Here is a 20,620-nt window from a genome sequence, read left to right as displayed (position 1 = left end):
GTATTGCTAATTTGTAAATGATTCATTATAAATTAATTAGTAATTTTGGCACGATATTTTCTATGTAAAATGCGGAATCAAAGATGAATACCAAAGTTCTTTTATCATTAGTTGTTTTGATGTCGTCCCTTTATGGGTTCTCCCAAAGAGGAGTGCGGATAGGGTACGTGGATATGGAATACATCCTCGAAAATGTGGAAGAGTATCGGGATGCCACCGAACAATTAAACGCCAAGGCCCAAAAATGGAAACAAGAAATTGAGCTGAAGCAAAGCGTTATTGATCAAATGAAAAAAGATTTGATGGCGGAAAAAGTACTTTTGACCGATGAACTGATCTTGGAGCGGGAAGAGGAAATCCAAATTCTGGAAAAGGAAATGTTGGACTACCAACAAGACCGTTTTGGACCGCAAGGGGATTTGGTATTGCAAAAACAACTTTTAATACAGCCGATACAGGATCAGGTTTTCAACGAAGTTCAAAAAATCGGTGCCAATAAAAGATACGATTTTATTTTTGATAAATCCGCAGATGTTGTAATGTTGTACTCCGAAAAAAGACACGATATCAGTGACTTGGTTTTAAGGGAGATAGGACGCACCAGAAAAATCAGTGCATCCAACAAAAAACAAGAGCAGCAAAGCCGTTTGGAGCAGTTCCAAGAAGAGGAAGACCAAATCAGTGATGCCCTAAAGGAAAGACAGGAGCAAGCTGCTGAAGCCCAAAGCGAAAGAGAGAAGGCAGCAGAGGAAAGAAGGGCCGAAAAATTGAAGGAACGCGAAGAGCGGAAGAAAGCATACGAAGCAAGAAGAAAAAAATTATTGGAAGAGCGTGAAGCCCAGCGGAAAGCCAAATTGGAAGAACGAAAAAAAGCGCAAGAACAACAAAAGGATTCAATAGGATAATGTATATTGAAACACTAAATTTAAAGTCAAAAAAGTAACGTTGAGAATCATGAAAAATGTAAAAAGGATTGCTGTAGCCCTAGTATTGTTTGTTGCGGCTACGGGTTTTGTAAATGCACAGAGCAAGGTTGCACACATTAATGTACAGCAATTATTGTCTGAAATGCCGGAGATGAAGGCTGCGCAAGCTGAATTGAAGAAATTACAAGAAACCTACAGAGCAGACATTCAAAGCTCCATGACAGAGCTTCAAAACAAGTATACTCAATACCAAAACGAAGCCACTTCCAAAACAAGGGAAGAAAACGAACAAAGAGCGGTAGAGCTTCAAGGGTTCGAGAAAAACATTCAAGAAGCTGAGCAAGCGGCTATGCAAGAAATGCAGAAAAAGCAACAAGAATTGTTTGCCCCAATTTCCGAAAAAGCAAAAGCAGCTATTGAAAAAGTTGCAGCGGCCAAAGGTTACGACTATGTAATCGATGCCAGCCCAGGTTTGAGCTTGATCGTAGCCAAAGGTCCAGACCTTTTGCAAGAAGTAAAACAAGAATTGGGTTTCTAAACCGTGATTTTACAATATTTTAAAAAACCGCTTTTATTAAAAGCGGTTTTTTTATGCCATAAAAATTTAAGCCACTATTTTTAAGCATGCCAAAACCAATAGGAATTTTTGACTCAGGGGTGGGCGGCACCTCTATTTGGAAAGAGGTAGCAAAGATGCTTCCCAACGAAAAAACCATTTACTTGGCCGATAGTGCCAATGCTCCTTATGGTGAAAAGTCAAAAGAAGAGATTCTAAGACTCAGCATCAAGAATACGGAGTATTTACTGGGCCAAGGCTGTAAAATTGTTCTGGTCGCCTGTAATACTGCCACAACAAACGCCATAGATTACCTCCGTTCCCACTACAATGTTCCTTTTATTGGAATAGAACCAGCCATCAAACCTGCGGCCCTTCATACCAAAACCAAAAAAGTGGGGGTTTTGGCCACCAAGGGAACGCTCTCCAGCAGTTTGTTTCACAATACCTCCAAACTCTTCGCCGAAGGAATTACCGTGCTGGAACAAGAGGGCAAAGGACTGGTGGAGCTCATTGAAGCAGGTAAAATTCAATCCGAAGAAATGAAAACGCTCCTGCAGGCTTTTTTGCAGCCCATGCTCGATCAAAACATAGATTGTTTGGTGCTTGGTTGCACCCATTACCCGTATTTGATGCCCGTACTTAAGGATATATTGCCGGAACACATCAACATCATAGATTCGGGAGAGGCCGTGGCTCGTCAAACCAAAGCTGTTTTGGAGCACAATAACTTGCTTTCCAGTGTTGCTGAACCAGAACATATCTTTTACACCAATGCCGATGTTGAGGTTCTAAAAGATTTGGTTGACCGACCGACTGCCCAAGTTGCCTACCTGGATTTCTGAGCATTGAAAAACTGGGCAAGAAAAGATAGATAATAGACGATTCTGACTTGACATAAATATCAAGTTCAAGTGTGTTTAGTCAATTTGTGCTATCTCTGCCTGTGGCAAACAAGAGTGTCAAAAAAAAGGATAAAACTCAGAACTCCTAACTCATCACTCTTAACTTAAGTGCTTGGAATTTCAGTTTCCCCGATGGCCTATTCTTCCTTTCTTCGGTAGGTTAAGTAAGTAAAATCATATTTGTGCCTATCATCCTTTGGATGATGCTCCTCGTTTACCAATTCCCATTGTTCTTCATCAATCTCGGGAAAAAAGGCGTCTGCCTCAAAAATACCATGCACCCTTGTGAGTTCAATGTCCGTGGCTATGGCCATGGATTGTTTGTAGATTTTGCCGCCACCAATAATAAAAGCAGTTTCATTGTCCTCTACCAAACCAATGGCTTCACCAATGGAATGCACAATGGTACAAGGGAACTTGGGCGTATAATCTTCATCTCGGGTAATGGCAATGTGTGTTCGGTTGGGTAAAGGCTTGGGAAAGCTCTCCAAGGTTTTTCTGCCCATGATTATTTTGTGCCCGGAGGTCAAACTTTTAAAACGTTTAAAATCGTCCGGTAAGTGCCAAACCAAGTCGTTGTCCTTGCCCAGGGCATTGTTTTCGGCCGCCGCCGCAATAATGATCAATCGCCTCATTGATCTTTTTTTTTATTGATTTTGGAAAGCGGGAAATCCGTCTCTATTTCCTTCTGGATTTCGCCAATGCGCTTTTTTTGAAGATTAACCAATCGTTCCCGTTGTTGACGTTCCCAATTTTGTCCCATGAACTTATGGGTCACAAAAACATTGAATGTATGCAGGGCAACCAAAAAAGCCCAAGCCAATAGGATCCATACGGACCAATCGTAGGCTTCCCCGTACTTGAGCACCTTGTTGGCGAGAATCAAAAAAATACTACCGATCAAAAAAATCACAAAGTGGATGAACAACCTTTTCTTTTGTTTGATGCGTTTATGGGCATACTCCAAAAGTTCGTGCTGCTCCATATCTATTTCGGGCTTCTTCTTTTTACCAAATGACAACATGGAATGGCTATCTTTATCAACAAAGATAACTGAATTGTATCCAAAAATCCCGATATGCAAAACTTAAGAAAAAAATTCCCTGTTCTTAACCAATGTGTTTATGCCAATACCGCTGCCTCTGGTTTATTGAGTGAAGATTTAATGGAATGGCGTCAAGGGCACGACCTCGATTACCTGATCGGCGGCAGCGAAATGAAGAACAAGGGCTTTGCCCATATGCCCGAGATCAAGAAAACCGTCGGAAAATTTTTTAATTGCAAGCCCGAAAACGTGGCTTTGGTGCCCAACTTTAGTTTAGGGTTCAATTTGTTGCTGGAAGGATTGCCCAAGGATAAAAAAGTGTTGTTGGTCAACAAGGATTACCCGAGTGTAAACTGGCCCTTCGAGACCCGAAATTTTAAGCGGGATTATGTGGATGCCGATGTGCACATGGAAGAAAACATCCATAAAAAAGTAAAAACGGGGGATGTTGATGTCTTGGCACTCAGTTTGGTACAATGGGTAGATGGCATTCGTATTGATTTTGATTTTCTGAAAGATTTAAAAAAAGAGTTTCCCAACCTGATTATTTTGGCCGATGGCACCCAATATTGTGGCACAGAACCTTTTGATTTTAAAAATTCCGGGATTGATATTTTGGGAACCAGTGCCTATAAATGGATGTTGGCGGGGTATGGCAATGGTTTTTTCTTGGTTAAAGACGAAGTGATGGATCAGTTTGAACTTAGAGGTATAGGAAACGGTTCTGTAGATAACGATGCATCCAAACGTAACAGCATAACCTTTTGTAAATTTTTGGAGCCAGGCCATTTGGATTCCCTCAATTTTGGAAGTTTGGAATTCGCCGTTAAATTTTTGGACGAAATAGGTCCAGAGAATGTGCAGGCGCAATTGCAAAAGCTATCAAAAAAGGCAATGGCCGCTTTTACAGAACTGGACCTGTTGCCCCCTTCCGTCACTAAAAGAAAGCAGCACAGCACCATATTCAATATTAAGGGAGATGAGAAGCTCTTCAATAAGCTCACTGAGGAAAATGTGGTGGCCTCACCACGTGGGGGAGGCATCCGCTTGAGCTTTCATTTTTACAATACCGAAGAGGAAATCGAGGCCATTGCAAAAATATTACGGTCCTGAATGACCTGAATCATTTTTCAGGAAACATCAGTACTTATTTTTGTAAAAGTAATCCTATTGTTAGGGGTATTTTATCAATTTGATAAATCGAACGTAACTTATTGTAAATAAGAGGTTTTATCTGTTGCTTTGCCCTTAATTTAAATTATTGGTACCATGGCGATTAAGAAACAATACCTAAAGAGCAAGCCAATCTGCAAAGTAACCTTCACCGTTCCTGCAGATGGGGCTGAGAGCGTTGCGGTAGTTGGTGATTTCAATAAATGGAACCCAAAAAAAAGCAGCCTGAAGAAATTAAAGAACGGGACCTTTAAGGGCACGTTTGAGCTACCTGTAGAAAACAGCTACGAGTTTAGATACTTGATTGACGGTAATTATACCAACGATTCCGAGGCCGATCGTTATCAATGGAACGATTATGCCGGAACCGAGAATGCCGTGTTGGAAGTGTAAATGATTTTTGAGCTGCCATCAGATTCCGCTGGACTGTGATGGTGGTTTTTTCTTTTTAAATTAGCAGTAGGTCTGGCTAGGTTTTAAAAATAGAGGTGTCGATTTCATCAAAAGAAGTAATCACATCATAATTCCATTGGCTGTAATCATTTTTGGCCGAATCAACGATAATGACTTTTTTGGCCTTGGAGTTTTCAGCTGCCAGTATTCCTGAGGTCGAATCTTCAAAAATCAACGTTTCACTGGCATCGATTTCTAAAACATCCATAGCTTTTAAAAAGATTTCTGGATGGGGCTTACTTTTTATTTCTCCATTGCTATAAACGATTCGGTCCAGGTCAAAATATTTTTTTAGCTCCAAGTGTTCAAAATAGAACTGCAGATTGTATAAATCAGAAGCCGTTGCAATGGTAAATGGGATATGGTTTTTATCCAGATATTCCAAAAGATCCAAAACTCCGGGAGCCAACTCCATTTTTTCTTTTAAACATAGCGACTGGTAAATATCCTCTTTTTCTATACTTAAGGTGTTTATGTCATCTTTTGATAGATTTTTGGAGAACAGATTGGACATGATTTCAGCATTGTTTTTACCATGGATTTTAAGGTTTTTCTCATCGTCGGTGAGTACAAAGGAATGCTTCTTTAAAAAAATGTCCCAAGCCTGATTATGCAAGTGGGTATCAAAAAACAGGGTGCCATTAAAATCAAATATTACACCTTTTATCTCCATAAAGTTCAAATTTGCTCAATTATCGATTCTCCAAGGAGGGGTTGGTCTATTTCGTCCAGTAATCCACCACGGTTACATCCGCAATATGTGGGCCTGCAATGTCGCCAAACGCTACATGGTCGGGATGGGTAAGGTAGGTGTCGCGATCAGCTTCGTTATCAAAAGTTAAAAAGAAACAGTGCGTAAGTCCTTTGTTCAAATTCTCCGGGCTATTGTTTTTGCCCCATTCATAGCCTTTTATTTCCGAAATTTTTGAAGGCAGGGCATTGAATGCCTCTTCCACCTGTTGTATATCGGCCTGCGAAGAGGTTTCCTTAAATTTGAACAATACTACGTGGCGCAATTGAGGCCCCGTTACTTCTTCTGTTTTTTCCACAGTTTCTTCTTCCTGTTTTTCGGTGGTTTCTTTTTTGGCTTGCTCGCCACAACTGGCAAATAACAGTGCGGCAAATAGGGTGATGATGGGTTTCATGGGTTTGATTGTGTTTGTTATGAATTCAATCAAATGTACGATTTTACACAGATAAATATTGTTTCTGTTTCTGTCTCAACTGTTTTTCCGTCACCCTGAACTTGATTCAGGGTCTCACAAGCCTGTTTGCCTATTTTGATGGGATGCTGAAACCTGCCTTTGCCGGCAGGCGAGTTCAGCATGACTACACGATTTTTTCTCTATACATTGATTTTGGCGTCCAAGGTCATAATTTGTTATGACGTTTCATTTATTTGGGTTGATTACATTTGAACCATGACCGAAAGTGAGAGAAAATTTTTGGACTTGTTTAAAGATGCTTATGCATCTCCTTCTGACCTCGCTAAAGAGTTGGAGTTGGGAATTGACATGCTTTTTTATTTGGAAGAAGGAGTCTTTTTGAGAAGGGAAATCCAAAATGTGGCCGCTGCTTTGCGGGGTATAAGTACGGTGTTGAAGAGTTGTGATTGGCACGAGCCAAGAGGCTCGTGCTAGCGGGGGCTTCACTACCAATATTCAAAAATCCGGGATATTTTTCCGTTTTTGAACTCGAAAAGTGTCATTTGTGGTTCTCCTTCCTTGATCCCATCCTCTTTTTTTTCCACAAATATTCTTTGTATAACAACAGCGTTCAGCCCGATGATTTTATTGATGATCTTTATATTCGTGACTGTCCCGTCGTAACCTCCATTTTTTTGGTTCCTGGCATATCCGTTGTACAGATCTTCTCTTGTGTAAGTCCCGCCATATTTTGGATGGACGTATTCAAAATCATCTGTAAAAAGCTGAAAGACACTATCAATATCCTCGATTGTTGAGTTTGCCTGAAATATTTTGAGGTTCAACTCGTAATAGTTTTCTATGACCGTATTTAATGAGTCTTTATGGGCTTCTGTGGCATCCTGTGCGGCAATGCGGTCACTGGCGAAGAGAATCAAAAAAATAGAAACTGAAATTTTTAAATGTGTTTTCATAACCGATTTTTTCTTATAAACTTCCTAATTGTTGATGCAGGCCTGCCTTTGTCGGCAGACAGGCGTCACGCTCGTTCCATTTTTGGATCAGTAAGGTGTACTGGTCACGAGCCTAGAGGCTCGCGCTAGCGGGTGCTAGCGGGTCTTAAACAGTTAAATTTTGAGTTTATGTGTTTCCAATAGATAGATTGCTAAAGTTGATGCAGCTCCGACGGCTAATTTGGCATGCCTTGGTTGCAAATCCTTAAATTTTCCATCTTTTCCGTGCCCACTTCCATATTCATTTCTAACTTCTCCAATTCCTTGTACAACTGACGATAAGCTACCTAGTATTTGTTTAATGGAACTTGCTGCTTTTGCTTCATTTGGAATGTCATCAGGAGTCAGCTTTAATAATTTTGTTGTTTCCTTCATTAATCTAGTTAAGTCCCAGTTTTTGTCATAAACTTCATCCCTTTCTTCAAAAATTGATTTACAAGATGTTTCGATTAGTTCTTTTGCAAGACCAATAGAAATATGTGGAGAATTTTCAATTGAAGACTCCATTAAATTAATTTGTTGAGAAACATAATCAGCAGTAAGGATTTTTTTAATGTTTTGACCTTTTTTTTCAATAGAGTCTTTTCCTGTGATTTTAAGTCTCCCAATGAATATTGGTTTGTTAGAAATCCGAGTTTTTTCAACTAACTCAAAATTGTCTTCTTTTAGATTGTCATTAAATATTTGAAGCATTTTGTTAACTTCAGACGATTCTCCTCTTACCAGTGGATGTATCATTTCACATAAGAAGTCCAAAAAAATGGAGTCATCACAGTTCAATAAATTGAATCTATCATCATAAAAAATCCAATTATCTTCCCAATCGTTAGGGTTGTTTACCCTATGTTGCCAAATATCGCCTGCTGCATTTTGGAATCTACTATCATAAGACGGCATGCTGTCCAAATCAAACATTCTCGATAGAAAATCTGCCTCTTCTAATCGTCCTGACCACCAAAAACCTTCAACTTGAATAAAGTCAAATATATTTCTTCTTGTAATTGTAGAGATTTTATTCAAGTCTCCCTGCTTATTAATTGTATACTATTACTCATTTATGGAAATAAAAAAAACTTTATTACCCAATATAATAATAAAAAACGGTAGCCTTTAAGGCGGTTACACCGCTACAACCCCCTTAATATGCGGATGCGGGTCGTAGTTCAAGAGCTCAAAATCATCAAAAGTAAAGTCAAAAATATCCTTTACTTCGGTGTTCAATTTCATGGTGGGCAAAGGGCGTGGGTCGCGGCTCAATTGCAGCTGCACTTGCTCCAAATGGTTGTTGTAAATGTGCGCGTCACCAAAGGTGTGGATAAACTCTCCGGGCTGGTAGCCACAAACTTGTGCCATCATCATAGTAAACAGGGCGTAAGACGCAATGTTAAAAGGTACACCCAAAAAAATGTCCGCACTACGTTGGTACAATTGGCAGGAAAGTTTGCCATTGGCCACATAAAATTGGAAAAAAGCATGGCAGGGTGGGAGTGCGGCCTTACCGTTCGCCACATTTTCTGCAAACGACACCGAAGTATCGGGCATAACGCTGGGGTTCCAAGCAGAAACCAACATTCTGCGGCTATTTGGATTGTTCTTCAAGGTTTCCACCACATCCTTGATCTGGTCAATTTCCTCACTGTTCCAATTGCGCCATTGGTGTCCGTACACGGGGCCCAAATCACCATTTTCATCGGCCCACTCGTTCCAAATACGTACGCCATTCTCTTGCAGATAGGCGACATTGGTATCCCCCTTTAAAAACCATAACAATTCATGGACAATGGATTTGAGATGCAATTTTTTGGTGGTCACCATGGGGAATCCTTCGGAGAGGTCGAACCGCATTTGATAACCAAAAACGCTCAAGGTTCCTGTTCCTGTACGGTCCCCTTTTTGGTTCCCGTGCTCCAATACGTGTTTTAGAAGGTCGTGGTACTGTTTCATGCTGCCTGTTTCGTTACTTATGTCATTTCGAGTGGTTTTCCGCTTGCGGAAAATTGTATCGAGAAATCAGTTTTCGGAATTTCACTCAAACTGACGTCTTTGTATATTTTTTGACTGTTTTCTTATGTCATTTCGAACGAATGAAATGAGGAGAAATCCAAGATATCTCGACTACCCCTTCGACTGCGCTCAGAGTGACAGCTCGATGTGACAAAAAATCAATCCATCGAAATTACTTCAATAAGTGTTTTTTGGAAACAAAAAGGCAAAAGACTTATGAAGAGTTTATTAACTGTGAGGGGGTGAAGGGTGAAAGGTTACCCTAAAATCATCCCAGCAATGGTTGCCGACAACAATGAGGCCAATGACCCGCCCAAAACAGCTTTCATCCCAAAAGAGGAAAGTACTTTACGTTGACCTGGCGCCAATGACCCTATACCTCCAATTTGAATACCGATGGAGGCAAAGTTGGCAAAGCCACAGAGCATGTAGGTGGCCATGATTACCGATTTGTTGTAAGTGAAGTGCACTCCGCTTGCCACATTTTTAAGATCGGCCAATTGAATATACCCTACAAATTCGCTTGCGGCCAGTTTTATCCCGAGCAGTTGCCCCATGAGCATAATGTCTTCATTGGCAACACCTATCAACCACATAAGCGGTGCGAATATGGTTCCTAGAATGGCTTCCAAGGAAAATTCGGTGTACGGGGAATTGGCGGCAATCCAATTATTAAAGGTGGTTATATCACCGACCCAACCCAAAATACCGTTGATCATGGCGATAAAGGCCACAAAAACCAAGAGCATGGCCCCAACGTTCAAAGCGAGTTTTAAGCCTTCGGTAGTTCCGTTGGCAATGGCATCCAAGATGTTTGCACCAATTTTTTCGGAGGAAACCTCAACATCGGTATTTACTTTTTCCGTTTGGGGATATAATATCTTTGAAATGACAATGGCGCCGGGTGCAGCCATTACCGATGCGGCCAAAAGGTGCTTGGCAAATACCAAGCGTAGTTCGGGGTCGTCGCCCCCTAAAAACCCAATATAAGCGGCCAAAACGGCTCCGGCAACAGTGGCCATGCCGCCAATCATCACCAAAAGGATTTCGGACTTGTTCATTTTTTCCAGATAGGCTTTGATCAGCAAAGGTGCCTCGGTCTGTCCCAAAAAAATGTTACCTGCCACGGAAAGGCTTTCCGCTCCAGAAATGCCCAAACTTTTTGAAAGCAGCCATGCCATCCATTTTACCACTACCTGAATCACTCCCAAGTAATAGAGAACAGAGGTTAGGGCTGAGAAAAATATAATGGTCGGCAATACCTGAAAGGCAAAAATATAGCCGAAGGTGTCCATGTCCACCACAAGTCCTTCAAATAGGAATTGGCTTCCTGCCCGGGTAAAGTCCAAAATATTTACAAAAATGTTTCCGACTTGATCGAATAGGTATTGAATAAAACGGACCTTTAGTACTCCAATGGCTATCAAAATTTGGAGGGATAGGCCTATGCCCACCGTTTTCCAATTGATGGCTTTTCTGTTGGAACTGAACAAAAATGAAATAAAAATGAGCGCTGCCATACCCAAAGCACCACGCAGCAAAGTGGTAATGGTAAACCCTTGGTTGGGTATGATTTCTGTGGCTTCCTGTTGGGCTACGCTATCTGTAATAGTGGAGCCAATGGCAATGTTAAGTGAATCTGCGGGCAACGAATTTTGGCCGAAAGCGACCGAACAAAGGAATAAAAGTATCAGTAAACTTTGGGTCTTTTTCGCCATGTACGTTGGTGGTTTATTTGCGCTTGGAAATTTCATCCCTCAATTTGGCAGCCTTTTCGTAGTCTTCGCTGGCTACTGCCTTATCCAGTTCTTTATGGAGTTCTTGAAGGGACATTTCTCTGTATCCATGGGTGTCGGAACCAGATTCGATCTCTACTGCTTCCCCTTCTTGAAGGATTTCATCGACCATAATGCTATCGTCCTCACCTTCCTCTTTTTCTTTGGAAGAGAATTTTAGGAAGATTCCAGCTTTGTCCAAAATGGTCTTGTAAGTAAAAATAGGAGCGTTAAACCTGAGTGCAAGCGCAATGGCATCGCTGGTCCGGGCGTCGATGATTTCCTCATTGTTATCACGCTCGCAAATAATGCTGGAATAAAAAACGCCATCCACCAATTTGTGGATAATCACCTGCTTGACCACAATCTGAAATCTGTCCGCAAAGTTTTTGAACAAGTCGTGGGTCAAGGGTCTGGGCGGTTTTATCTCTTTTTCCAATGCAATGGCAATGGACTGTGCTTCAAATGCGCCTATAACAATGGGGAGTTTTCGGTCTCCCTCTTCTTCATTTAAAATAAGGGCATACGCGCCATTTTGTGTTTGGCTGTATGATATTCCCTTTATTTTTAATCGTACTAAACTCATATATCTCCTCCTAAAGCAAAAGGGCCGTTCAAATAAGTGGCTTTACCAGTTATCTGAACAGCCCCTTGCAATGGGCAAATTAACAAAATTTAAGCGTTTTGGGCTTTAAATTCTTTTAATTTTTCGATGAGTTTGGGCACAACCTCGAAGGCATCCCCGACTATTCCGTAATCCGCTGCCTTAAAGAAAGGTGCTTCTGGGTCGTTGTTGATGACCACTTTTACCTTGGAAGCGTTGGTACCTGCCAAATGCTGAATGGCTCCGGAAATTCCGATGGCAATGTACAGATTGCTCGCAACCGGCTTACCTGTTTGGCCAACGTGTTCGCTGTGCGGGCGCCATCCCATATCCGAAACTGGTTTGGAGCATGCTGTGGCAGCCCCCAAAACATCGGCCAATTCTTCTATCATGCCCCAATTTTCAGGTCCTTTGAGTCCGCGACCTCCTGAGACAACGATATCGGCATCGGCGATGGTCGCTTTTCCAACTATTCTGTCCACTTCTACGGATTTAACCGCAAAGGCGTTGTCGCCCAAGGATGGTACAAAGTCTTCAACAGAGGCGGAAACACTATTTTCCACTACTCCAAAAGCGTTGCTGGAAACCCCGATTATCTTGATATCTGACGAAATCTCTGTCAAGGCAAACCCTTTGTTACTGAAAGCGGTTCGTTTTACTATAAAAGGTGAGGTGCTTTCGGGTGCGGCCACTACGTTGGGTACATATCCTGCGGTCAATTTAGCTGTTAGGATAGGAGCCAAAAATTTACTGTCCGCGCTGGAACTCAATATAATTACTTTGGTATCTTCCGCTTTTGCAGCCTGGGCCAATACATCAGCATAGGCTTTGGCATTGAAGGTGGCCAAGGAATCGTCCGATATCTTCAAAACTTTAGAGACCCCGTAGGTTCCCAATGAGGCATCGTCCTCGGCATTAAAAGAGACCGCTGTTACGGTTGTGCCTAAATCCTGGGCCACTTTATGTGCGTAAGAGGCCACTTCGAAGGCATTTTTTTTGAATTTTCCCTTGAGGGATTCTGTATATACTAGTACTGACATAATTTCTAATCTTGTTTAGATAACTTTTGCTTCGTTGTGCAGCAGTTCGACCAATTCCCCTACATTACCGGCATCGACCAATTTAACGGGTCCTTTGGCAGCAGGTTTTTCAAATTTTTGGTCTTGAGTGGGTTGAGTGGCTTCAACGGGTTCTACCACGTTCAATGCTTTTTTACGGGCCATCATGATACCTCTCATGTTAGGGATGCGAAGGTCGCTTTCCTCTACCAATCCTTTTTGTCCACCGATAACCAATGGGAGGGAAGTGCTTATTTTTTCCTTACCTCCATCAATTTCGCGAATTGCGGTTGCGGTATTTCCTTCGATTTCCAAACCTATACAGGTGTTCACAAAGTTTATATTCAACAAAGTGGCTAGTATTCCTGGGACCATGCCCCCGTTATAGTCAATGGATTCCCTACCGGCAATAATTAGGTCGTATTCTCCATTTTTGACCACTTCGGCCAACTGTTGGGCCACAAAAAAGCCGTCCGTTGGTTCGGCATTTACCCGAATGGCCTCATCGGCACCAATGGCCAGGGCCTTTCTAATGGTCGGCTCAGTCTGGGCCCCGCCAACATTGACTACGTGGACGGTCGCTCCTTGTTTTTCCTTGAACCACATGGCCCGGGTAAGACCAAACTCATCATTTGGATTAATAACAAATTGAACCCCGTTTGTGTCAAACTTGGTATCGCCTTCCGTAAAATTGATTTTGGAAGTAGTATCCGGTACGTTGCTTATGCAAACTAAAATCTTCATATATACTTTAGGTTTATCTGCTCAAATATAATTATAAAAATCCTAAATTTATTATGCATGCATAATAAATTTTGTTCTTTTTTTGGATTTGGGTCAGGCAAGTTTCGGGTAGTTTTTGCTATTTTTGCTTGCGTTTTTAAGCAGACTATAAATATTTAGTACGATTCAATGAAAACATTACAGTTTAGGGAGGCGATAGCTGAGGCTATGTCCGAAGAAATGCGAAGGGATGATACCATTTATTTGATGGGCGAGGAAGTGGCCGAATATAACGGTGCTTATAAGGCTTCCAAAGGCATGTTGGATGAATTCGGACCGGAGCGGGTAATCGATACCCCGATTTCAGAACTTGGTTTTGCCGGTATCGGTGTTGGTTCTGCAATGAACGGCAACAGGCCCATTATAGAATTTATGACATTCAACTTTTCCTTAGTGGGAATTGACCAAATCATAAACAACGCTGCCAAAATCCGACAGATGTCCGGCGGACAGTTCAATTGCCCGATTGTATTTAGAGGCCCTACGGCTTCTGCGGGACAGTTGGGAGCCACACACTCCCAAGCTTTTGAAAGTTGGTATGCCAATACTCCTGGGCTTAAGGTTGTAGTTCCTTCGAACCCTGCCGATGCCAAGGGATTGTTGAAGGCTGCCATTCGCGATGATGACCCCGTGATTTTTATGGAATCGGAGCAAATGTATGGCGATAAAGGAGAGGTGCCCGAAGGGGAGTACACAACTCCTTTAGGTGTTGCCGATATTAAAAGGGAAGGTACGGACGTGACCATTGTTTCCTTTGGAAAAATCATCAAAGAAGCTTACAAAGCTGCTGATGAATTGGAAAAAGAAGGTATCAGTTGTGAAATTATAGATTTAAGAACAGTACGTCCTATGGATCACGATACCATTCTTAAATCCGTTAAGAAAACCAACAGAATGGTAATCTTGGAAGAAGCATGGCCCTTTGGCAATGTGGCTACCGAAATTATCTATCACGTACAGGACAAAGCGTTCGATTATTTGGATGCCCCTATCGTAAAATTGAACACTGCAGATACTCCTGCACCTTATTCTCCAGTGCTTTTGGCTGAGTGGTTGCCCAACCACGAAGATGTGATAAAGGCTGTTAAGAAAGTGTTATATAAGCTGTAGAATCATATTTTAAGGTATATTAGCCCTGTCAACTTTGTTGACGGGGCTTTTTTTTAGGGAATATTTTTTTGATTAGAAATTACTTTGAACCAAATTTGACCTAAGTTAAATGGGGATAGGCTCTAATGCTTTTCTCCGTTGTCCCTTATATCTGCCTATGAAAAGATTCTTTTCCGTTTTTTTTCTGATTTTTATTACCTGCGTTACCGCACAAACCAAGATTGAAGGCGTTGTTACTGACGATGCTGGCATGCCCATTGCCTTTGCCAATATTATATTCACCAATTCTTCTGAAGGAACCATAACCAACGATAACGGGCGCTTTTATATGGAGTCCGACGAAACGTATGAGTCCATCAAAGTATCTTTTATTGGTTACGAGACCAAAGAGATTCCCTTGGAACAAAAGGTGAACTACGGCATGGAGATCATACTTACAGAATCTGCGGAGCAGCTTCAGGAAGTGATCGTGTATACAGGGAAACAATCCAAAAAGAATAATCCGGCAATCGACATTTTAAGAAAGATCTGGTCCAAAAAACGGGAGAACGGAGTGCGCAAGTTCAAACAGTACCAGTACGATAAATATGAAAAAATTGAGTTTGACCTCAATACCATCGACAGTGCCTTGATCAAAAGTAAACTCTTCAAAGGATTGGAGTTTATGTTCGAGGACTTGGATACATCCCGAATCACGGGAAAAACCTATTTGCCCATGTTCCTCAACGAAACTTTTTCCAAAGTCTATGGCGATAATGTAATGGATAGGGAGAAAGAAGATGTTTTGGGAAACAAAAGCTCAGGTTTTAGTGGTAATCAGGCCATAACCGCCTTTGTGGAGGATTTATATTCCGACTACGACATTTACGATAACTATCTCAAATTTTTTGATAAAAGTTTTACCAGCCCATTGTCCAAAACCGGAGTTGATGTGTACAATTACGTGTTGTCCGACAGTACCTTTATTGACAATAAATGGTGCTACAATATTATATATTACCCGAGGCGTAAGAACGAACTCACCTTTAAAGGGGACTTTTGGGTGAACGATACCACCTTTGCCATCAAAAAAATTAACATGCAGGTCACCAAAAGTGCCAACATCAACTGGGTAAAGGAAATCTATATAGAGCAGGATTTTGAGGTGGTCAGCGATTCTGTTTTTCTCTTGAAGCGGGATTACATGCTGAGCGATTTTAGCTTTTCAAAAAAAGAGGAATCACGGGGGGTGTACGGCAAGCGTACCACGGTTTTTGATAATTATAATTTTGATAACCCACGTTCCGAAGATTTTTACAAGGCAGTTGCCGACCCCTACGATCCAAGGGTTTTCTCGCAGGACAGTATTTTCTGGAAAAATGCCCGTTTGGAAAGTTTGAACGAGGACGAGTCGGGAATCTTTAAACTGCTGGATACCTTAAAAACCGTTCCCAAGTTCAGAACATACTACGATATCGTAAGTATTTTGGGTTCTGGATATATCGAAATAGATAAATGGAACATCGATATTGGGGATATCTACAGCACCTTTGGTTATAATGATGCCGAAGGTATTCGTATGCGGGCCGGCGCACGGACCTATTTTGGACAGAACGATATGTGGCGTTTGGAAGGATATATGGCCTATGGTTTTGATGATAAAAAATTTAAGCACGGGTTTTCGGGCAAGTTTTTGCTCGATAGAAAAAACCGGCTAATTATATCTGGAGGAAATCGAAGGGACATTGAGCAATTGGGGCTTAGTTTAACGAGCACGAATGATGTGATGGGGCGGAGCATCGCTTCATCTTCATTGGTGACCGTGGGTTCCAACGACCGTTTGACGAACATTAACCTATCGACCCTGAATGTGGAGATGGAGCCCGTTAAAAATTTCAAAATCAATGTAGGAGGCTCCTTCCGAACCTTGAGTTCTGCCTTGCCCGATGCTTTCAGTCTAGACTATGTGGACCCAAGTTCACCAACGGGCATTTCATCCGAAATAAAACAGTTTGACCTTAACACCACATTGATCTATACACCGGGCAAACGTACCATTGGTTACGGAGTGGAACGCTCTAACATCAATGACGATTACAGCACCCTGGTTTTAAAATACACCAAAGGTGTGGATGGATTTTTGGAAAGTGATTTTGATTATGAGAAGATCCAATTCTCTTACCAACAACCATGGCAAATAGGCGGTTTTGGCAGGTTGACCAGTAGCGTGGAACTGGGAAAGACTTTTGGGGAAGTGCCTTTGGGTCTGTTGAGTGTAATTCCGGGCAACCAGACGCTATTTTCACTGTACAATGTATTCCCCAATCTGGATTTCTACGAGTTCGTTACCGATACCTATGCCACGATACACCTGGAACATAATTTTAATGGTAGATTATTCTCCCGAATTCCGTTGTTGCGCAAACTCAATCTTAGGGAAATTGTGGGAATAAGAGGCGCCTGGGGGCAATTATCCGAAGAAAACATAGCTTTGAGTGCCCCGACCAATATTCCTTTAATGGCACCGGAGGACCAAGTGTATTGGGAATATTCACTTGGTGTGGGAAACATTTTTAAAATACTTCGGATAGACTTTAACTTTAGAGGAAACTACCTCGATAATCCAGATGCAAGGGCATTTGGAATAACGGGAACTTTCGGATTTAGCTTTTAATTCTCACGAAACAGCCAATTTATACGCCCTATTCCAGTTATACTGGTTATTTTTGCACAATAAATTTATCACTAACATGTCTAAAAAACCACGTATTACCTTTGATGTACTGGTAGAAATACCCAAAGGTAGCAGAAACAAGTACGAATACGATTTTACCCTCAACAAAATTCGATTTGATCGAACCTTATTTTCCTCAATGATGTATCCGGGCGATTACGGGTTTATTCCAGAAACCTTGGCCTTGGATGGCGACCCGTTGGATGTATTGGTGCTTTGCACCGAGCCAACCTATCCGATGGTGGTTGTGGAAGTAAAGCCAGTTGGGGTTTTTCACATGACCGATGAAAAAGGTCCGGATGAAAAAATTATCTGTGTTCCGGTTTCCGACCCAATATGGAGCAAAAGAGATGATATAAGTGAATTGAACCCACATCGGTTAAAGGAAATCGAACATTTCTTTCAAGTATATAAAGATTTGGAAGAGAAGAAGGTAGATACCGGAGGATGGGGAGACGTTAACGAGGCTGTTAAAATCTACCATGAGTGCGTACAACGCTACGAAGATAGCGATCACAAAAAAAGGCGGGCTTACACGATATAAATTACTAAATATAGCTTTAAAAAAATGCGCTTTTAATAATTAAAGGCGCATTTTTTTTATTACTTCGTATTTTACTACATTAGCTGGCATTAAAAATTTCTAAATAATCTAACCTATGGATTTAATCGTAAAATTTTTGCCTGTATTTGGTGTCTTGGCCCTCCTGTATGTATTCATCAAGAATGTATGGATTTCTAAACAAGAGGTCGGGGACGAAAAAATGGCAAGGATTGCAAAGAACATTGCCGATGGAGCAATGTCATTCTTAAAGGCCGAGTATAAAATACTGAGCATCTTCGTGGTCTGTGTGGCCGTTTTGCTCTTCTTCAAGGGAAGCAACGAAACAGGCTCCAATGGCATGGTGGCCGTTTCCTTTATTGTAGGGGCCATCTGTTCCGCTCTGGCCGGATTTATCGGAATGAAAGTCGCGACCAAAGCCAATGTAAGAACTACCAATGCAGCAAGAACCTCTCTTGGTAAAGCCCTTGAAGTTGCATTTGCCGGTGGAGCTGTTATGGGACTTGGTGTGGTAGGACTTGGTGTTTTGGGATTGAGCGGTCTGTTTATGATTTACAGCGGACAAGGCTGGGAAATCGCCGAAGTCCTTAATGTACTCTCCGGTTTCTCCCTTGGAGCATCTTCCATAGCACTTTTTGCCCGTGTAGGCGGGGGTATTTACACCAAAGCTGCCGATGTTGGGGCCGATTTAGTGGGTAAAGTAGAAGCAGGAATACCTGAGGACCATCCATTGAACCCTGCAACCATTGCAGATAATGTGGGGGATAATGTAGGGGATGTAGCTGGAATGGGCGCCGACCTTTTTGAGTCTTATGTAGGTTCCATAATCGGTACCATGGTATTGGGTGCAGTTTTTGCCGGATTACCGGAATTTCAAGCTGCTTTTGATGGCCTTGGCGCGGTGTACTTGCCGTTGGCTTTGGCTGCAGTAGGAATTATAATGTCGATTATCGGTACATTCTTTGTCCGAGTAAAGGACGGGGGAAATCCACAAACCGCATTGAATATTGGAGAATTTGGGTCAGCAGGCTTGATGTTGATAGCTTCTTACTTTATCATCAATGCCATGCTTCCAGAATCTTGGGTGGAAGGCGGTAAGGAATTTACTTCCATGGGAGTATTTTTGGCAACTATTGCCGGTCTAGTGGCCGGATTGTTGGTCGGAAAAGTAACGGAATATTATACGGGAACGGGAACTAAACCCGTAAACTCCATTGTACGCCAGTCCGAAACGGGGTCGGCAACCAATATTATTGCAGGTCTGGGTGTGGGAATGATGTCCACGGCCATTCCGATTATATTGATTGCAGCCGCCATATTGGTTTCCCATCATTTTGCGGGATTATATGGAATTGCCATCGCAGCGGTCGGAATGTTGGCGAATACAGGTATTCAACTTGCTGTTGATGCCTATGGGCCTATTTCGGATAATGCCGGAGGTATTGCTGAAATGGCGGAACTTCCTGGAGAAGTGCGTGATAGAACGGATAAATTGGATGCCGTTGGAAACACTACGGCTGCCATTGGTAAAGGATTTGCCATTGCCTCTGCAGCATTAACGGCATTGGCGCTTTTTGCCGCCTTTATGAAGACTGCAGGTGTGCAGTCTATCGACGTTTCTCGCCCTGATATTATGGCTGGACTTTTAATAGGAGGGATGCTTCCGTTTGTGTTTTCTGCTCTTTCCATGAATGCAGTAGGTAGAGCTGCCATGTCCATGATTGAGGAAGTACGCCGTCAATTTAAAGATATTCCAGAATTGAAAGCTGCCTTGGCCGTTATGCGTAAGCATGATTCTGACCTTTCCAAAGCAAGCAAAGAGGATATGGAGATTTTTGAAGCGGCCGATGGTAAGGCAGAATATCAAAAGTGTGTGGCCATCTCAACACAGGCATCCATTAAAGAAATGGTATTGCCAGGATTGTTGGCAATCGCGGTCCCAGTCGCCGTTGGATTTATTGGTGGAGCTGAGATGTTGGGTGGACTTTTGGCAGGTGTGACCACAGCTGGAGTTTTAATGGCCATATTTCAATCCAATGCTGGAGGTGCTTGGGACAATGCCAAAAAGACCATAGAAAGTGAAGGTCGCAAGGGTAGCGATGCCCATAAAGCAGCCGTTGTGGGGGATACCGTTGGTGATCCTTTTAAGGATACTTCGGGTCCTTCCTTAAATATTTTGCTTAAATTAATGTCCGTAGTGGCCTTGGTAATCGCTCCTAGTTTGGTGAGTCTTGCACCAACTGATGAGGTGGGTATGGTAAAAGAGGATGGAACTATGATCACGATTACCGAAGAGGGAATGAAAGAGACCAAAGCGGTTGAAAAACAAATCCGGGTAGAGATAAGCAATACTGAAGATGGAGCTTACAAAGCCGTGATTACTTCCAGTTCCAATGTAGATGGCGAAGTAGTGGAAGAAACCAAAGAGCTTATGGCTGAAAGTAAAGAAGAATTGGAAAAAAAGATACAAGCATATAAGAGTGCCGAGGCAAAGGATTAGCTCGCGCTTTATAGCAAAGCTGGAAAAACCACGCCAAATGGCGTGGTTTTTTTATGATGTCACCATTGAGCGGAGTCAAGATGTATTAGTTTATAGAGGTCAGTAGATATTTGAATACTAAAAATAACCTAAAAAGTGTCAGGCTGAGCCTTTCGGCTTCGCTCAGGATAAACTAAAGTCGAAGCCTTTTTTGACGTTCAAAGAGTTCTCGACTGCCCCGGTACTAAGATTGGGACGGGCGCTCGAACTGACATAGGGAAACCTCATAACAAGCATTTTAAATGCATAAATTGTA

The 20,620-nt window shown here is 42.0% G+C and carries 21 protein-coding genes; 10 read left to right on the top strand and 11 right to left on the bottom strand.

Annotated features, from left to right (window positions below; translation table 11 throughout):
• Positions 1-83 precede the first annotated feature (83 nt).
• The 3 genes from GO009_RS05815 (at position 84) to murI (ending at position 2,327) form a co-directional block, all read left to right on the top strand.
• Entirely contained in the window at positions 84-905 is an 822-nt protein-coding gene (locus GO009_RS05815) for an OmpH family outer membrane protein (RefSeq protein WP_163625275.1), read from the top strand.
• A gap of 49 nt (positions 906-954) precedes the next feature.
• Positions 955-1,464, top strand: a complete 510-nt coding sequence (locus GO009_RS05810) for an OmpH family outer membrane protein (protein WP_014033248.1) — start codon at positions 955-957, stop codon at positions 1,462-1,464.
• Between the two features lie 86 nt (positions 1,465-1,550).
• On the top strand, positions 1,551-2,327 hold the full coding sequence (murI, locus tag GO009_RS05805; protein WP_163625274.1) for a glutamate racemase: 777 nt from the start codon (positions 1,551-1,553) through the stop codon (positions 2,325-2,327).
• A gap of 197 nt (positions 2,328-2,524) precedes the next feature.
• Here murI and GO009_RS05800 read toward each other — a convergent pair whose 3' ends face one another.
• Positions 2,525-3,022, bottom strand: coding sequence for a dihydrofolate reductase (locus GO009_RS05800; RefSeq protein ID WP_163625273.1), 498 nt, complete (start codon positions 3,020-3,022; stop codon positions 2,525-2,527).
• Positions 3,019-3,411, bottom strand: a complete 393-nt coding sequence (locus GO009_RS05795) for a 2TM domain-containing protein (RefSeq protein WP_163625272.1) — start codon at positions 3,409-3,411, stop codon at positions 3,019-3,021. The genes GO009_RS05800 and GO009_RS05795 overlap by 4 nt, the downstream gene beginning before the upstream one ends.
• Before the next feature lie 54 nt (positions 3,412-3,465).
• On the opposite strand from GO009_RS05795, the gene GO009_RS05790 reads away from it, so the two are divergent.
• Complete coding sequence (locus tag GO009_RS05790) at positions 3,466-4,545, top strand: aminotransferase class V-fold PLP-dependent enzyme (protein ID WP_163625271.1); 1,080 nt, start codon at positions 3,466-3,468, stop codon at positions 4,543-4,545.
• Positions 4,546-4,701: 156 nt separating this feature from the next.
• Positions 4,702-4,998 carry an isoamylase early set domain-containing protein gene (locus GO009_RS05785; protein ID WP_163625270.1) on the top strand — a complete coding sequence of 99 codons (297 nt, stop codon included), beginning with the start codon at positions 4,702-4,704 and terminating at the stop codon, positions 4,996-4,998.
• Positions 4,999-5,074: 76 nt separating this feature from the next.
• On the opposite strand, the gene GO009_RS05780 is transcribed toward GO009_RS05785, so the two are convergent.
• Both GO009_RS05780 and GO009_RS05775 read right to left on the bottom strand, forming a co-directional pair.
• Complete coding sequence (locus GO009_RS05780; protein WP_163625269.1) at positions 5,075-5,731, bottom strand: HAD family phosphatase; 657 nt, start codon at positions 5,729-5,731, stop codon at positions 5,075-5,077.
• 46 nt (positions 5,732-5,777) lie between these two features.
• Positions 5,778-6,203: a Dabb family protein gene (locus GO009_RS05775; protein ID WP_163625268.1), complete on the bottom strand. Its 426-nt coding sequence runs from the start codon at positions 6,201-6,203 to the stop codon at positions 5,778-5,780.
• A 276-nt stretch (positions 6,204-6,479) separates the two neighbouring features.
• Between GO009_RS05775 and GO009_RS05770 the strand changes: the two genes are divergently transcribed.
• Positions 6,480-6,698, top strand: a complete 219-nt coding sequence (locus GO009_RS05770) for a hypothetical protein (protein ID WP_163625267.1) — start codon at positions 6,480-6,482, stop codon at positions 6,696-6,698.
• A gap of 11 nt (positions 6,699-6,709) precedes the next feature.
• Here GO009_RS05770 and GO009_RS05765 read toward each other — a convergent pair whose 3' ends face one another.
• The 7 genes from GO009_RS05765 to GO009_RS05735 all read right to left on the bottom strand — a co-directional run bounded on the left by GO009_RS05765 (position 6,710) and on the right by GO009_RS05735 (position 13,401).
• Positions 6,710-7,177: a DUF4440 domain-containing protein gene (locus GO009_RS05765; RefSeq protein WP_163625266.1), complete on the bottom strand. Its 468-nt coding sequence runs from the start codon at positions 7,175-7,177 to the stop codon at positions 6,710-6,712.
• A 153-nt stretch (positions 7,178-7,330) separates the two neighbouring features.
• Positions 7,331-8,236 (bottom strand): abortive infection family protein, encoded by a 906-nt coding sequence (locus GO009_RS05760; RefSeq protein ID WP_163625265.1) that lies wholly within the window; start codon positions 8,234-8,236, stop codon positions 7,331-7,333.
• Between the two features lie 99 nt (positions 8,237-8,335).
• The gene (locus GO009_RS05755) at positions 8,336-9,160 is read right to left on the bottom strand and encodes a thymidylate synthase (RefSeq protein ID WP_163625264.1); all 825 of its coding nucleotides are present in this window, start codon (positions 9,158-9,160) and stop codon (positions 8,336-8,338) included.
• A gap of 317 nt (positions 9,161-9,477) precedes the next feature.
• Positions 9,478-10,938, bottom strand: a complete 1,461-nt coding sequence (locus tag GO009_RS05750) for a nucleoside transporter C-terminal domain-containing protein (protein ID WP_163625263.1) — start codon at positions 10,936-10,938, stop codon at positions 9,478-9,480.
• 13 nt (positions 10,939-10,951) lie between these two features.
• Entirely contained in the window at positions 10,952-11,581 is a 630-nt protein-coding gene (locus GO009_RS05745) for a bifunctional nuclease family protein (protein ID WP_163625262.1), read from the bottom strand.
• A gap of 89 nt (positions 11,582-11,670) precedes the next feature.
• A complete protein-coding gene (locus GO009_RS05740; protein ID WP_163625261.1) occupies positions 11,671-12,639 on the bottom strand; it encodes an electron transfer flavoprotein subunit alpha/FixB family protein in 969 nt (322 codons plus the stop codon).
• Positions 12,640-12,654: 15 nt separating this feature from the next.
• Positions 12,655-13,401, bottom strand: coding sequence for an electron transfer flavoprotein subunit beta/FixA family protein (locus GO009_RS05735; protein ID WP_163625260.1), 747 nt, complete (start codon positions 13,399-13,401; stop codon positions 12,655-12,657).
• Between the two features lie 168 nt (positions 13,402-13,569).
• On the opposite strand from GO009_RS05735, the gene GO009_RS05730 reads away from it, so the two are divergent.
• The 4 genes from GO009_RS05730 (at position 13,570) to GO009_RS05715 (ending at position 20,325) form a co-directional block, all read left to right on the top strand.
• Positions 13,570-14,550: a pyruvate dehydrogenase complex E1 component subunit beta gene (locus GO009_RS05730; protein ID WP_163625259.1), complete on the top strand. Its 981-nt coding sequence runs from the start codon at positions 13,570-13,572 to the stop codon at positions 14,548-14,550.
• Between the two features lie 157 nt (positions 14,551-14,707).
• Positions 14,708-17,203 carry a DUF5686 family protein gene (locus GO009_RS05725; protein WP_163625258.1) on the top strand — a complete coding sequence of 832 codons (2,496 nt, stop codon included), beginning with the start codon at positions 14,708-14,710 and terminating at the stop codon, positions 17,201-17,203.
• Between the two features lie 76 nt (positions 17,204-17,279).
• Positions 17,280-17,807 (top strand): inorganic diphosphatase, encoded by a 528-nt coding sequence (locus tag GO009_RS05720; RefSeq protein ID WP_163625257.1) that lies wholly within the window; start codon positions 17,280-17,282, stop codon positions 17,805-17,807.
• 115 nt (positions 17,808-17,922) lie between these two features.
• Positions 17,923-20,325, top strand: coding sequence for a sodium-translocating pyrophosphatase (locus GO009_RS05715; RefSeq protein ID WP_163625256.1), 2,403 nt, complete (start codon positions 17,923-17,925; stop codon positions 20,323-20,325).
• Positions 20,326-20,620 lie beyond the last annotated feature (295 nt).

The sequence above is a fragment of the Allomuricauda sp. TY007 genome (assembly GCF_010468565.1).
In the GTDB taxonomy this organism is placed as follows: domain Bacteria; phylum Bacteroidota; class Bacteroidia; order Flavobacteriales; family Flavobacteriaceae; genus Flagellimonas.
Note: the sequence above shows the minus strand (reverse complement) of the source record. Positions and strands in the feature narration are given on the sequence as shown.